Origin of the sequence: Corynebacterium tuberculostearicum (assembly GCF_022347235.1) — a bacterium.
GTDB classification, from domain to species: Bacteria; Actinomycetota; Actinomycetes; order Mycobacteriales; family Mycobacteriaceae; genus Corynebacterium; species Corynebacterium tuberculostearicum_F.
The window spans coordinates 21,747-34,761 of record NZ_JAKRDX010000013.1; the positions used below are offsets into that span (position 1 = coordinate 21,747).

Consider the following 13,015-nt stretch of genomic DNA (forward strand, 5'->3'; position numbering starts at 1 on the left):
CTAGTAGCCGCGCTCGATGTATTCGTCGATGCGCGCGGCCTCCGCGCCCACCGTGGTGGCATCGCCATGCCCTGGCAGGACCTTGGTGTCCTCCGGCAGGGTGAAGACGACGTTCTTCAGCGACTCGATGATCACATCGAAGTCGGAGTACTTGCGGCCGGTGGCACCAGGGCCGCCGTTGAAGAGCGTATCGCCCGACAGCAGCGTCTCGCCCACGTGCAGCACCACGCAGCCCGGCGAGTGGCCCGGGGTGTGGTAGACCGTAATCTTCTCGCCGCCAATATCGAACTGACCGCGGTCCGCCAATGGCGTGTACGGAGCATCGCCATTGGACTCCTGCCACAGCATGTCATCGTCTGGGTGCAGGTAGACCTCGGTATCGAAGCGCTTGGCGGCCTCGGGAGCGAGCTCGCAGTGGTCGTTGTGCGCGTGGGTGAGCAAGATGCCTTCCACGCGACGATCGCCAACGAGCTCTGCTACCGCATCGAGGTCGTGGGAGGGGTCCACCACATAAACACTGGAGTCATCACCTACGACGTAGACGTTATTGTCCACGTCCCACTCGCCGCCGTCGAGGCGGAACTTGCCAGAAGTAACCGTGCTATCGATACGCATTAGAACTCCACCACCGAACGCAGGACCTTGCCGGACTTCATGGTGGCGAAGGCCTGCTCGACGTCGTCAAGCGCAATGCGCTCGGTGACGAACTTGTCCAGCGGGAAGTTGCCGGCCTTGGACAGCGCTACGTAAGCGGGGAAATCGCGCTCTGGGAGGCAATCGCCGTACCACGCTGGCTTGATGGAACCGCCGCGGCCGTAGAGGTCGATGGCGGGAATGTCCACGTGGTCGGTGAGGTTTGGCACGCCCACCATGACCATGCGGCCGGCGTGGTCGCGGGAGTAGAAGGCCTGGCGCCAGGTGGGCTGGATACCCACGGCGTCGATGGAAACGTCGGTGCCGAAGCCGCCGGTGAGCTCGCGGACGGCGTCGATGACTTCCTGTTCCGACAGGTCCTTGGAGCAGATGGTGTCGGTCGCGCCGAACTCGCGGGCGGTTTCCAGCTTGGACTCGTCGATGTCCACAGCAATGATCTTTGCCGCGCTCGCCAGCTTGGCGCCCGCAATGGCGGCCATTCCGACGCCGCCGCAGCCGAAGACGGCTACGGACTCGCCGAGCTGGATGTCACCGGTATTCACGGCTGCGCCGAGGCCCGCCATGATGCCGCAGCCCAACAAGCCTGCAGCGGCTGGGTCAGTGTCTTCCACCTTGGTGCACTGGCCTTCGTGGACCAGGGTCTTCTCCGCGAAGGAACCGATGCCCAGCGCAGGGGTAAGCTCAGTGCCATCCTCGAGGGTCATCTTCTTGGAGGCGTTGTGGGTATTAAAGCAGTACTTTGGCTCGCCCTTCTTGCAAGCGCGGCACTCGCCGCATACGGCGCGCCAATTCAAAATGACGAAGTCGCCCTCCTCCACGTGGGTGACCGCAGAACCTACGGTCTCCACCACGCCTGCGGCCTCGTGGCCGAGCAGGAACGGGAAGGCGTCTTCAATATCGCCATCGCGGTAAGCAAGGTCGGTGTGGCATACGCCGCAGGCCTGCACGCGCACGATGACGTCGTTAGGGCCGGGGTCGGGGACAACAATATTGACGGTTTCGACTTCCGCGCCCTTGGAGCGGGCAATAACAGCTTTTACAGTCATGCGCCCGAGCGTACCAGTATTTTCAAAATCGGCGCATTATTGAAAATTCTTTTTAAGAGCGGGCAATGACGTTGGCCGCATGCTCGTGGCCGCGCTGGTTCATGTGGATGGGAAGGTTGCCATCGCCAGCGCTAAAGTCCACCAGACCAGCCCACATGCGCTGATTTGCATCGGCACACATGCCGTTATTGCGGGTGGAAGGTTTCATATCCAAGAACTGCACGCCGGTGCGCGCCGCCAGATCCACTTGCATCCACTGTGCCTTATTCTCAAAGTCCTGAATACCCGGCAGGAACGTGGAATCAGCCGGGCGCGGGCCGAAGTGGAAGAGGCAGTAATAAGGGCCGGTGCCGATGGTGGGGTATCCCACGATCTGAACGCGAGCGTTCGGGGCCGCGCGCTTGATGCGCTCGATCTGCGGGGCGGTGCGGTCCGCGAACTGCTTGCGAATCTGCGGCAGGCTCATATCGCGGTGGTTGTAAGTGTCATTAAAGCCAGTGGTGATAACCACGCGGTTAGTGGCTGGGCTCAGCGCGCCGGTACGGATGGCCGCATCCACCTGCTGAGAAACCTGCGGACCCTTGGACATGGACACGGCACCGGAGCAGGAGAAATCCCGCACCGGAAGGCGCAGCTTGGCGCCGGCGCGCTTGGCGTAGTTATTGGAGGTAGGGCAATCAACGCCCACACCCTTAGAGGGATCGAAACGGTGAGCAAAGTAGGAGCCGGCGTCTGGATCCGCAAGGACGGAATCGCCGAAGGCTACCAGGTTGCGCTCCGCGGCGGTGGCCTGCGGCGCGACAGCCACGCCTACGACGGCCAGCGCGGAAGCCACCACGGAGAGGACTTTGAGCTGCAGAGATTTCATGAGATCCTTTTCTAGAAACACCAGTAACTTCTGGTAACTGTAGTCACTTCTGTAACATATTTCGAGTTGGCGGCAACACCGCGCGCCTCTCTCACGATATCGTCCATGGTTACCTTTTTGTTATCTTCGCTTATTTGGAGCTACCCCAACCGTGAATTTTTCTGATTTCACATTCCACGCAGCAGCCCTCGGCCGGTTCGTGCCGGCGCTTTATAACGCCGGACTCATCAGCCACCAAGGCGGCGCGAAGGCCCAGCTCAGTTTGCTACCTAACCTGGCCCGCTACCGCTTCACCACCGCACGTGAAATTGAGCAGGGCTACCTCACCTGCCCAGAGCGCCTAGCGCTTATCGACGACGACGGCACCCTCACCTACCGCCAGCTGCGCACCCACACGCAGGGCTTCGCTCGCTACCTCCGCTCGCTGGACCTACCCGAGATTCGCCTCGGCGTCATGGCGCGCAACGGCCGCGGCATCATCATCCCGCTCGGCGCCAAGGGCTATGTGGGCGCTTCTATTTACCTGCTCAACGTGGGCTCTTCACCGGAGCAGCTGGCCGGATGTATCGAGGAAAACGGCATCAATGTGCTCGTCGTGGATGATGAATTCATCGACCGCGTGGACACCGATATTCCGGTCATCATTGCGCACGATACCGGGGCAAGCGAGCTGCCGAAGCTAGACAAGATTGTGAAGAATCCACCGGCCGTGGAGCTGCCGCGCTTCCCCAAACACGGCCCGATCGTGCTCATGTCCTCCGGCACCACCGGCATTCCGAAGGGCATTGTGCGGCCGGAGCCCACCCTGCCCGTGGTGCTGGCCTCTATCGTGGATACGATTCCGTGGCGCGCCGACCAGCGCCTGCAGCTCACCGCCTCCATTTTTCACACCTGGGGTTGGGCCTGCATCAATATCGCGCTGGGCCTGCGCAATACCATCGTCACCCGCCGCGTATTCGACGCGGAGCAGGTGCTTGACGACGTCCAGCGCTACCGCCTGGATGGCATGATCTCCTCCCCTATCTTCTTTAAGCGCTTGGTAGAGCGGGATCCGGCCGGTGAGTTCGATGCCTCTAGCCTGAAATTCATCGCCTCGGCCGGCAATGCGCTAACCCCGGAGGTGGTCAAGGAGACCAATGCGCGCTTCGGTGCCATCCTCTGCAATGTCTATGGCTCCACCGAGCTCGCACTGGCAACGACCGCCAGCATGGACCAGGTAGCCGCCAACCCCACCATCGCCGGACGCGTGGCCTCCGGCACGAAGCTGCGCATCCTCGATAAGGAGGGCCACCCGGTTCCGCGCGGCGAGGTGGGAGAGATCTACCTGACCAACTCCACTGCGATGACCGGCTATACCAACCCGAACCTGCGGCTCAATAAGGTGGACGGGCTCATTTCCATCGGCGATTTGGGCTACATCGACGAGCACGACTTCCTGCACGTGGTGGGCCGCGCCGATGACATGATCATCGTCGGCGGCGAAAACGTCCACCCGCAGTCCGTCACCGAGGTCCTCGAGGCCATGCCCGGCATCCACGAGGTTCATGCTGGCGGCGTAGAGGATAGCGAGACCTTCCAACGCATCGCGGTGTGGGCGGTGCCCACTGCCGACGCCGCCGGAAAGGCCCTCACCGCCGACGCCATCCGCGACTGGGTCCGCACCAAGCTCGCCGATCACTCCGTGCCGCGCGACGTGCACTTCCTGGCCAAGCTCCCGCGCAACGCCACCGGCAAGGTGGTCCCGCGCCTGCTCAATAAGCACGGCGAGGCTTAGCGCGCGCCGCCCCCGAACACGCGAAAGGCCGCAGGCTATACACCTGCGGCCACTGTGGAGCCGCCTGCGAGAATCGAACTCGCGACCTTTTCATTACGAGTGAAATGCTCTACCGACTGAGCTAAGGCGGCGCGCTGCTCGGCATGCGCCAGTGCAGCAAGAGAAAGTCTAACCTAGGGGCGCCGCGGAATAGAAATCGACCCCCGACTACGCACCCGCTTATAGGCACGCGCGGCGCAGGCGGCCCACCAGCCCGTCAAAGGCAATCTGCGTGCCGACGTTTTGGGTCAGCTGCTCGCGGCACAACGTGATAGCCGCCTGGCAGTCCAGCAAGCCTTCCTCGCTCACGCGCTGCGCGATCTCACCAGAAAGACCGGCGAAGTCCGGGTGGGTCAAATCCACCTGCGCGCCCACCTTCTGCATGAGCGCATCGCGGTAGACGCCGGAGAGATCAACAAGCACGAGGTCCAGGTTATCGATCACGCGGCGCTTCGCCCGCTTTTTGTGCTGGTCCTGCAGATCCTTGATGGCGGAGCGGGCGTCGCGCTGCGCCTTAGCCGCGCCTTTGCCCTTCGCACCCACGCCGAGGGTCTGTTCCAGTTTCGCCAGCTCGGCCTCTTCCTGGTCTTTATGCGACTCCTTCGCCTCCGAGTCCACCATCTTCAGCAGCGAGGTCACCGCCTGGAAGCCCTGGGAGCCGTGGAAGACCTCCTCTGCCAGGTTGATGGCCACCGCGCGGCGTTTTTGCACCGCGGGATCGTTGACTAGGCGCCGCGCCCGGCCGACGTGACGGAGGGAGGTAAGGGCGGCCAAGTGGGCGTCGTGATCCGAGGCGCCCTCGCTGACCAACTGGGCGGTAATGCTCTCCACCGACGGGGAGGGAATGTACAGGTGCCGGCAGCGCGAGCGAAGGGTCTGAGAGAAGTCCTCGGGGGCGTCGGAAGGCGCGCACATGATAATTACGGTGCGCGCCGGCGGCTCCTCTACCGTCTTGAGTAGGGCATTCGCGCCGTTATTGTTGAGGCGGTCGGCGTTGTTGAAGATCACCACGCGCCAAGGGGCCACCGTGGGCAGGCTCGCGGCACGGCCGATGACCTCGCGCACCGTATCCACGGGAATGATGACCTCCTGCGGATCCACGAGGACCAGATCGGTGTGCTGTTTGGTTTCTAGCACCGCGCGGCAGGCCTCGCACCGGCCGCAGCCCGGCTCCTCTGGGTCCGTGCACATGAGCGCGGCCGCAAAATCGATCGCGGCCAAGGAACGGCCGGAGCCCGGCGGGCCGGTAAATAGCCAGGAATGGCTCATCGCCCGAGGGTCTGCCCCCGGCATCCCCCGAGCTGCCCGGGCGGCGCCCAGGATAGTGCGGGCCACACCTGGGGTATCTGCCAATCTTTGCGCAACGCTTCCGGTATTCACTCGCCCTAGCCTACTGGTCTTACTAAAGTATGAAAGCATGAACAGACTACTGCGCGGCGCACGATGGCTCATGGGTACCCAATGGCCGGTCTACGCCGCCTTAGTCCTTGGTGCGAACCTTATCGGCGCCATCGCGATCATGACCTTTGTCCTTTATTTCCTACCGATGCCGGAGATTAAGGACTTTGCTGCCGAGCTGCCCAGCCTGATGGGCGTCGCCGCGGTGTACCTCATCTTTGCCGTGGTCATCGGCATCGCCGTCACCCTGCTGCTATTCCGCCCGGTGCTGGACTGGCAGCGCAACCCGGACGAGCACGATCCGAATATGGTGCGCAACCTGGTGCTGCGCATCCCCGTCTACCAATCCGTGGTGGCGGCCGCGGTGTGGCTCATCGGCATCATCCTGGCCGTGGTGATTTCCGGCCGGGAATCCGGCCGCCTCGGGCTCGTCGTGGGCGTGTCCGCCACCCTGGCCGGCCTCGTGGTGGTCATCTTGACCTACCTGCAGGCCGAGCGCCTCGTGCGCCCGGTGGCCGCCCAGGCCGTGGCGCGCCGCTTCGAGGACGCCACCCTAGAACCGCCCATCAAATACCGCCTCATTTCTACCTGGCTGATGACCTCCGGCGTGCCGCTGGTGGGCATCTTGCTCGTGCTCATCGCCCAGCGCACCGGGCTCTTCTCCGGCACCGCAGGAGACCTGGTTCCCGCCATCACGGCCCTGGCACTTACCGCTCTGGCCACCGGGTTTATCGGTACTAGCTTCGCGGTGATGAGCGTGGTGGACCCGATCGTGGAGCTGCAGGACGCCATTAACCGGGTGCGCCGTGGCGAGAACGATGCCGAGGTCGATATCTATGACGGGTCCGAGCTGGGCGTACTGCAGGCCGGTTTCAACGAGATGATGCGCGGCTTGCGCGAGCGCCAGCGCGTGCGCGATATCTTCGGCCGCTACGTCGGCGTCGAGGTGGCACAGCGCGCCCTAGAGGAGCGCCCCGAGTTGGGCGGCGAGGACCGCAAGGTCGCTGTGCTCTTCATTGACGTCATCGGTTCTACTACCTTCGCCGTCAACCACTCCCCCGAGGAGGTAGTGGAGGAGCTCAATAAGTTCTTCGAGCACGTCGTCGAGGTGGTGCACCGCAATAAAGGCATCATTAACAAGTTCCAGGGCGATGCCGCGCTGGCTGTCTTTGGCGCGCCGCTCAATGTTTATGATTCCGCCTCCATGGCGCTGCAGGCCGCCCGCGAGCTGCGCGGCGAGTTGCGCGGGCTGGAGCTGCAGGCGGGCATTGGCGTGGCGGCGGGGCACGTTGTGGCCGGGCATATCGGCGGCGCGGATCGCTTCGAATACACCGTCATTGGTGACGCCGTGAACGAGGCTGCGCGCCTGACCGAGCTGGCCAAGGACACCCCGGGCCAGGTTCTTACCAACGCCGCCACGCTCAAGACCGCTAACGAGGCCGAGCAGGCCCGCTGGACTATGATGAAATCCATTGAGCTGCGCGGGCGTCACCGCATGACCCAGCTGGCTCGCCCTATCCGCGCTACCCTGGCAGAACGTTCCGAGGTATAACGAGGTTTTTAAGTGAGCTCAGCTCCCCGGCCCCGCATGATCGTGCCCGATGTGGCGCGCGGCATGGCCCTTCTAGGCATCGCCATGGCCAATATGACCACGGCATGGATCATCACCACCGACCGACCAGCAAGCTATTTCGGCGGCATCATTGATGGCAGCGCGTGGGATAAGGCGGCCGTCGTCTTCGGTGCCTTCTTTGTCCACAACCGCGGCCTGCCCATGTTTTCTACCCTGCTTGGCTTTGGCGTGGGGCTCATTGCGCTGAGCCTGTGGCGGCGCGGGTTTCCGGTGCAGGGGGCACGCAGGGTCATCGCCAAGCGCTATGCCTTCTTGGCAGTGATGGGTGCGGTGCATATGGTGCTGCTGTTTTGGGGCGACATCATGTTCTTCTATGGCGCGGCCGGAATCGTAATTGCATTCCTGCTGCGCAAGCGGGATTCCTCCCTCATGCTCGTGGCCTATATTCTATTCGCACTGTGCGCGCTGGGCGGGATTGTGGCCTTCATTTCCGGCGCTATGGATCCCCGCGGCGTGGTGGCTACGGAAGGCATCGGCACCATCGAGTCCTACCCCGATTTGCTGCTCAGCCAGCTTGTCACCTTAGGCAGCCAGGCTTTGGCCACGCCGATCATTTTATTGATGTACCTGCCCGTCATGCTGGTGGGCTTTGTGTGGGCGCGCCAAGGCGTGCTTGCCGACGTCCCCTCTCACCGCCCCACCCTCCTCCGCTGGGTGGCCGTCGCGGTGATCATTACCGTGGTTATCGGCGCCTTGTGGTCTTTGAGCACGCTTGGGGTCATCGAGCAGCGCTGGGCGAATGCAGCCAATAATGCCAACGCTTTCATCGGCGTCTTCACTGGCCCCGGCATCCTGGCCGGGCTCGCGTTGGTGCTGCAGCCAGTGCAAGAAAGGCTCTCGGCTGGCGCACCGCTGCCCGCGGTACTGTGGCCCTTCGCGGCGCTGGGCAAGCGCTCCATGAGCGGCTACGTAGGGCAGTCCATCCTCTTTTTCTGCCTCGTGCACCCATTCACGCTGAACTTCGGCCACGATCTGGGCGCCTTCGGCCAGGCCGCGCTGGCCTTCGCGGTGTGGTTGGCTACGCTTATCGGGGCCTGCGTGCTGGAAGTCTTCGACCTCCGCGGGCCGTTCGAGGCGGTGCACCGCCGCCTGTCCTATGGTCCGACGATGCAGCCGCAGCTACCGCGTGCGGCACAGGCCATCAATCAGCAGCAGGTGGCCGACCGCTAGGGCACCCGCCTCGGCCGCGCATAACAAGCGCGCCCCCTGCTTCCGCTTACCGCGATAGTGCTGCGCGAGTGCCGCGCGCAGGGCCGTCAGCCCCTCGGCCGCAACGAGCAGGTTGGCGCCGTGGCTCATGCCTTTGCCAGCATCGGTGCGCAGCGCTGGATCTCCCGCCATTGCCGAGGTCGTGAGCACCGCCGCGCCGCCCACCGCGACCGCAGCGGCCGTCGGCTGTGTGCGAGTGGCGGCAACGCCCGCGCCCCATGCTGCCGCGCGCAGGCCCCAGCCCAGGGCATCGTTGCGCGCGCCGCGGCGATAGAGGCTCCACGCATAGGCGGCGTGGTTCGCTGTTACGGCCGCCACGCCGAGCGCCGAAGGACGGGTCAGCCGGCGGGCCTTTTCCACCTGGCCGATGGCTCCGGCTGCAACTCCGGCGCCAATGGCGGGCTCTTCGCGAACCGAGGCCAAAACCTCCGGCCGCGCGCTGATGTCGGTAACGGCGCGCCACAGGGCCGCAGCGCCTTCTTGGGTGCGGGCAAGAAAATCGTTCATGCCCGCCACCTTACGCGGTTACTTCTTGCGCGAGCCGGCCTTTACCACGTTCTTCGTACCGGGCGAAGGCTTCTTAGTCGCCTTCTTTCCAGCCTTCTTCGTGGACTTTTTGGTGGCCTTCTTGGTCGCCTTCTTCTTCGTCGTCTTCTTAGAGGACTTCTTGGTGGACTTCTTCTTGGTCTCGCCGGAAGCTTCCTTGGCGCGGCGCTCGGAAAGGAGTTCGTTCGCGCGGGCGTCGGTAAGCTGCTCCGGGTCATCGCCGCGGCGCAGGGAGGCATTGGTGGTGCCATCGGTGACGTACGGGCCGAAGCGGCCGTCCTTGACGGTCATGGGCTTGCCGGAGACGTCGTTATCGCCCAGCTGCTTAATCGGCGGCTGGGCCGCTGCGCGGCCGCGACGCTTCGGCTCGGCGTAGATGCGACGGGCCTCATCCAAGGTGATGGTGAAGATCTGCTCTTCCTTAGCCAGCGAGCGCGAATCGGTGCCCTTCTTCAGATACGGGCCATAGCGGCCGTTCTGCGCGGTGATCATCACGCCGTCGTCCTCGCCCACCTCGCGCGGCAGGGAAAGCAGCTTGAGGGCCTCCTCCAAAGTCACGGTGGAGGGTTCCATGGAGCTAAACAGCGAAGCCGTACCCGGCTTGAGCTTGTTCTCGATGTACTCCTTGACGCGCTTTTCCTTCTGTTTCGCGGCCGTCTTGGTTTCCCAATTCTTGGCGCGCTTGCCTTCCTCGGCGCGTTGCTTGTCCTCCTCAGCGCGCTCCTTGGCGACGATCTCCTCGGCCTCACCCTCGGCCTTCTCCCGCTCATCCTCGCGGACGACCTCGGTGACATAGGGGCCGAAGCGGCCTTCCTTGGCCACGATCATGCGGCCGTTTTCTGGGTTCTCACCCAGCTCGCGGCCGCCCTGCGGGGTGGCGAAAAGCTTTTCCGCCAGCTCCTCGTTCAGGCCATCCGGGGTGACGGTTTCGGACAGGTTAGCGCGCTGATACTCGATGCTGCCGTCGTCGTTAGTGCCAACGGCGCGCTCGATATACGGGCCATAGCGACCCACGCGGACGAAGACGTCGCGGCCCTCGGTATCGGTATAAAGACGCAGGGAGTTGACCTTGCGGGCATCGATGGCTTCTAGGTTGACGTCGATAAGCGACTTCAAGCCGCCGTGCCGGGCAATGGAAGCCGCCTTCTGCTCGTTGGCCTCGGCGTTGCCGAAGTAGAAGCCGTTTAGCCAGGCGGTACCGTCCTCGATACCGGTGGCAATCTGGTCTAGCTCGTCTTCCATGGAAGAGGTGAAGTCATAGTCCACCAGCTCGGTGAAGTTCTCCTCCAACAGGCCCACGACGGCGAAGGCAACCCACGAAGGCACCAGCGCATTGCCGCGCGAGACCACATAACCGCGGTCCTGGATGGTCTTGATGATGGACGCGTAGGTAGACGGGCGGCCGATGCCCAGGTCCTCCATCTTCTTGACCAGGCTGGCCTCGGTATAGCGCGCCGGCGGGTTGGTGGAGTGGCCCTCGGCGGAGACCTCCTTGGCGGTCAGGGCGCGGCCCTCTTCCAAGTGCGGCAGGCGGGTCTCGCCCTTCTTGTCCCCCTTGGCGTCGTCCGCGCCGTAGGCCTTCAGGAAGCCGGGGAAGGTAATGGTGCGGCCGGTGGCGGAAAATTCCACGTCGTAGCTGCCCTTATCGGTGGCGGCGGTGCCGGCTACGGTGACCTTCATGGAGGTTCCCTTGGCATCGGCCATCTGGGAGGCGACGGTGCGCTTCCAAATCAGGTCATAGAGCTTAAACTCCTCCGCATCCAACTGGCCAGAGAGCTGGCCCGGGGTGGCGAAGGACTCGCCGGCCGGGCGGATAGCCTCGTGGGCCTCCTGGGAATTTTTCACCTTGCGGTCATATACGCGCGGGGAATCAGAGACGTATTCTGCACCATAGATGCTGGTAGCGGAGTTGCGCGCGGCGGACAGGCCCTGCTTGGACAGCGAGGTGGAGTCCGTACGCATATAAGTAATATGGCCGTTTTCGTACAGCCGCTGCGCAATGCGCATGGTGCGCTCAGAGGTAAAGTGCAGGCGGCGGCCGGCCTCCTGCTGCAGCGTGGAGGTCATAAACGGCGCATAGGGCTTGCGCGTATAGGGCTTGTGTTCGACCCCAGCGACCTGCATATCCGCACCGCGCAGCGCGGTTTCTAGCGCCTTGGCCTGGGTCTCGGTGATGACGATGACGTCTTTGCTCTTGACGTTTCCGCGGTCATCAAAGTCGCGGCCCAAGGCCACGCGCTTGCTATTGACGGCGGTAAGGCGGGCGTCGAAAGTAGCGGGGTTGTCCGCGTCCGCAGCGCCGGTATCTAGCGTGGCGGCCAGATCCCAGTAGTCCGCGGAGATGAACGCCATGCGCTCGCGCTCGCGCTCGACGATGACGCGGGTGGCCACCGACTGCACTCGGCCGGCAGAAAGCCGCGGCATGACCTTCTTCCACAGCACCGGGGAAACCTCGTAGCCGTAGAGGCGGTCGAGGATGCGGCGGGTTTCCTGGGCGTCGATAAGGTTGTAATCCAGATCGCGGGTATTGTCCGCGGCCTCCAGGATCGCGGACTTGGTGATCTCGTTAAAGACCATGCGGCGCACCGGGACCTTGGGCTTGAGCACCTCGAGCAGGTGCCAGGCGATGGCCTCGCCCTCGCGGTCGGGGTCTGTTGCGAGGTAGAGCTGGTCGCACTGGTTCAGCTTGGACTTGAGGTCCGCGACCTTCTTCTTTTTATCGGGGCTCACCACATACAGCGGTGCGAAGTCATCCTCCGGGTTCACGCCGAGGCGCGCCCAGGATTCCTTCTTATACTTAGCCGGCACGTCCGCAGCGCCACGGGGAAGATCGCGGATATGGCCCACGGAGGCCTCCACGATGTAGTTGTCTCCGAGGTAAGGCTGAATCTTCTTCGCCTTCGTCGCCGACTCGACGATCACCAAGGTCTTTCCCGGCCCGGCTGCTTCTGCCACTTCGACTTCATCCCTTTCGATGATGCGAACAATAAGGTATGCACGCTTTCAGCAATCGCCCCTAGCGTACACAGTTGATCTGCGTTTCCTTTCTCGCACCATATACGCGGTTCTGCCAAAAGGCCGTTTTCAGGGGCACTATGTACCCCCACGGAACGGGTCTATACTGGCCTACTTAGAACGCCCAGTAGCTGTGAAAGCATTGTGGGGCACGATAGCACACCCAAGACGACGCCCGCGGAGGATTCATGGTTGACACCATCACTATGTGGATCGAAACCGTCATGTCCACAGAGTGGATCTACCCGCTGGTCGGCGCGCTGATCTTTGGTGACTGCTTCTTCCCCGTCCTGCCTTCTGAAATCCCGCTCAATATGGCCGGCGCTTGGTCCGGCTCCCAGGGCTTTCCGCACCTGCCCACCATGTTTTTCGTGGCGCTCATTGCCGCCATGATGGGCGATAATCTCTGTTTCCTACTGGGCACGCGCTTTATGCCCCTGCTCCAGCGCGTACCTAAGGGATCGAAGGCCTACGAAGGGCTCAACTGGGTCAAGCGCAATATGCGCCGCGGCGGCGGTGCGGCCATTATTATTGCCCGCTTCATTCCTTCAGCGCGCCTATTTATGACCATCCTGCTGGGGTCGATGCGCTTCCCGTGGCTCGTCTTTGTCTTCTTCGACACCATCGGCGTCGCGCTCTGGGCGGCCGAAGCGCTCGCCATTGGCTACCTGGGCGGCATGGCCTTTTCCAATTCGCCCGTGCTGGCCGTGGTGGTCAGCATCATCGCCGCCGTCATCATCGGCGTGGGCCTGCAGAAACTGCAGAATAAGTTCACCGAGTGGTGGGATACCCGCCGCGGCTACGCCGAAACGCCATAGCGGGAAGGCCTGAGC

Annotated in this window: 10 protein-coding genes and 1 tRNA gene; 4 read left to right on the top strand and 7 right to left on the bottom strand. The window is 63.2% G+C overall.

Annotation, left to right across the window (positions count from 1 at the left end):
* Genes MHK09_RS08120 through MHK09_RS08130 form a run of 3 tightly spaced genes read right to left on the bottom strand, consistent with a single transcriptional unit; the run spans position 1 to position 2,568 of the window.
* Positions 1-615, bottom strand: coding sequence for an MBL fold metallo-hydrolase (locus MHK09_RS08120; RefSeq protein WP_005323087.1), 615 nt, complete (start codon positions 613-615; stop codon positions 1-3).
* Positions 615-1,700: an S-(hydroxymethyl)mycothiol dehydrogenase gene (locus MHK09_RS08125; protein ID WP_049377810.1), complete on the bottom strand. Its 1,086-nt coding sequence runs from the start codon at positions 1,698-1,700 to the stop codon at positions 615-617. The genes MHK09_RS08120 and MHK09_RS08125 overlap by 1 nt, the downstream gene beginning before the upstream one ends.
* A gap of 52 nt (positions 1,701-1,752) precedes the next feature.
* Positions 1,753-2,568 carry a GDSL-type esterase/lipase family protein gene (locus MHK09_RS08130; protein ID WP_040424914.1) on the bottom strand — a complete coding sequence of 272 codons (816 nt, stop codon included), beginning with the start codon at positions 2,566-2,568 and terminating at the stop codon, positions 1,753-1,755.
* A gap of 151 nt (positions 2,569-2,719) precedes the next feature.
* Between MHK09_RS08130 and MHK09_RS08135 the strand changes: the two genes are divergently transcribed.
* Positions 2,720-4,342 carry an AMP-binding protein gene (locus MHK09_RS08135; protein WP_250413197.1) on the top strand — a complete coding sequence of 541 codons (1,623 nt, stop codon included), beginning with the start codon at positions 2,720-2,722 and terminating at the stop codon, positions 4,340-4,342.
* Between the two features lie 55 nt (positions 4,343-4,397).
* Here the strand turns inward: MHK09_RS08135 and MHK09_RS08140 are convergent.
* A tRNA-Thr gene (locus MHK09_RS08140) sits at positions 4,398-4,473 on the bottom strand.
* A gap of 88 nt (positions 4,474-4,561) precedes the next feature.
* Positions 4,562-5,800 (bottom strand): DNA polymerase III subunit delta', encoded by a 1,239-nt coding sequence (locus MHK09_RS08145; RefSeq protein WP_250413198.1) that lies wholly within the window; start codon positions 5,798-5,800, stop codon positions 4,562-4,564.
* Between MHK09_RS08145 and MHK09_RS08150 the strand changes: the two genes are divergently transcribed.
* Both MHK09_RS08150 and MHK09_RS08155 read left to right on the top strand, forming a co-directional pair.
* Entirely contained in the window at positions 5,799-7,331 is a 1,533-nt protein-coding gene (locus tag MHK09_RS08150) for an adenylate/guanylate cyclase domain-containing protein (RefSeq protein WP_250413199.1), read from the top strand. The two genes, MHK09_RS08145 and MHK09_RS08150, sit on opposite strands and share 2 nt — an antisense overlap.
* A 12-nt stretch (positions 7,332-7,343) precedes the next feature.
* Positions 7,344-8,582, top strand: coding sequence for a DUF418 domain-containing protein (locus MHK09_RS08155; RefSeq protein ID WP_250409515.1), 1,239 nt, complete (start codon positions 7,344-7,346; stop codon positions 8,580-8,582).
* Here the strand turns inward: MHK09_RS08155 and MHK09_RS08160 are convergent.
* Positions 8,532-9,128, bottom strand: coding sequence for a hypothetical protein (locus MHK09_RS08160; protein ID WP_250413200.1), 597 nt, complete (start codon positions 9,126-9,128; stop codon positions 8,532-8,534). The genes MHK09_RS08155 and MHK09_RS08160 overlap by 51 nt on opposite strands.
* Positions 9,129-9,146: 18 nt before the next feature.
* Positions 9,147-12,122: a type I DNA topoisomerase gene (gene topA / locus MHK09_RS08165; protein ID WP_250413201.1), complete on the bottom strand. Its 2,976-nt coding sequence runs from the start codon at positions 12,120-12,122 to the stop codon at positions 9,147-9,149.
* 248 nt (positions 12,123-12,370) lie between these two features.
* Between topA and MHK09_RS08170 the strand changes: the two genes are divergently transcribed.
* Complete coding sequence (locus MHK09_RS08170) at positions 12,371-13,000, top strand: DedA family protein (RefSeq protein WP_250413202.1); 630 nt, start codon at positions 12,371-12,373, stop codon at positions 12,998-13,000.
* Positions 13,001-13,015 lie beyond the last annotated feature (15 nt).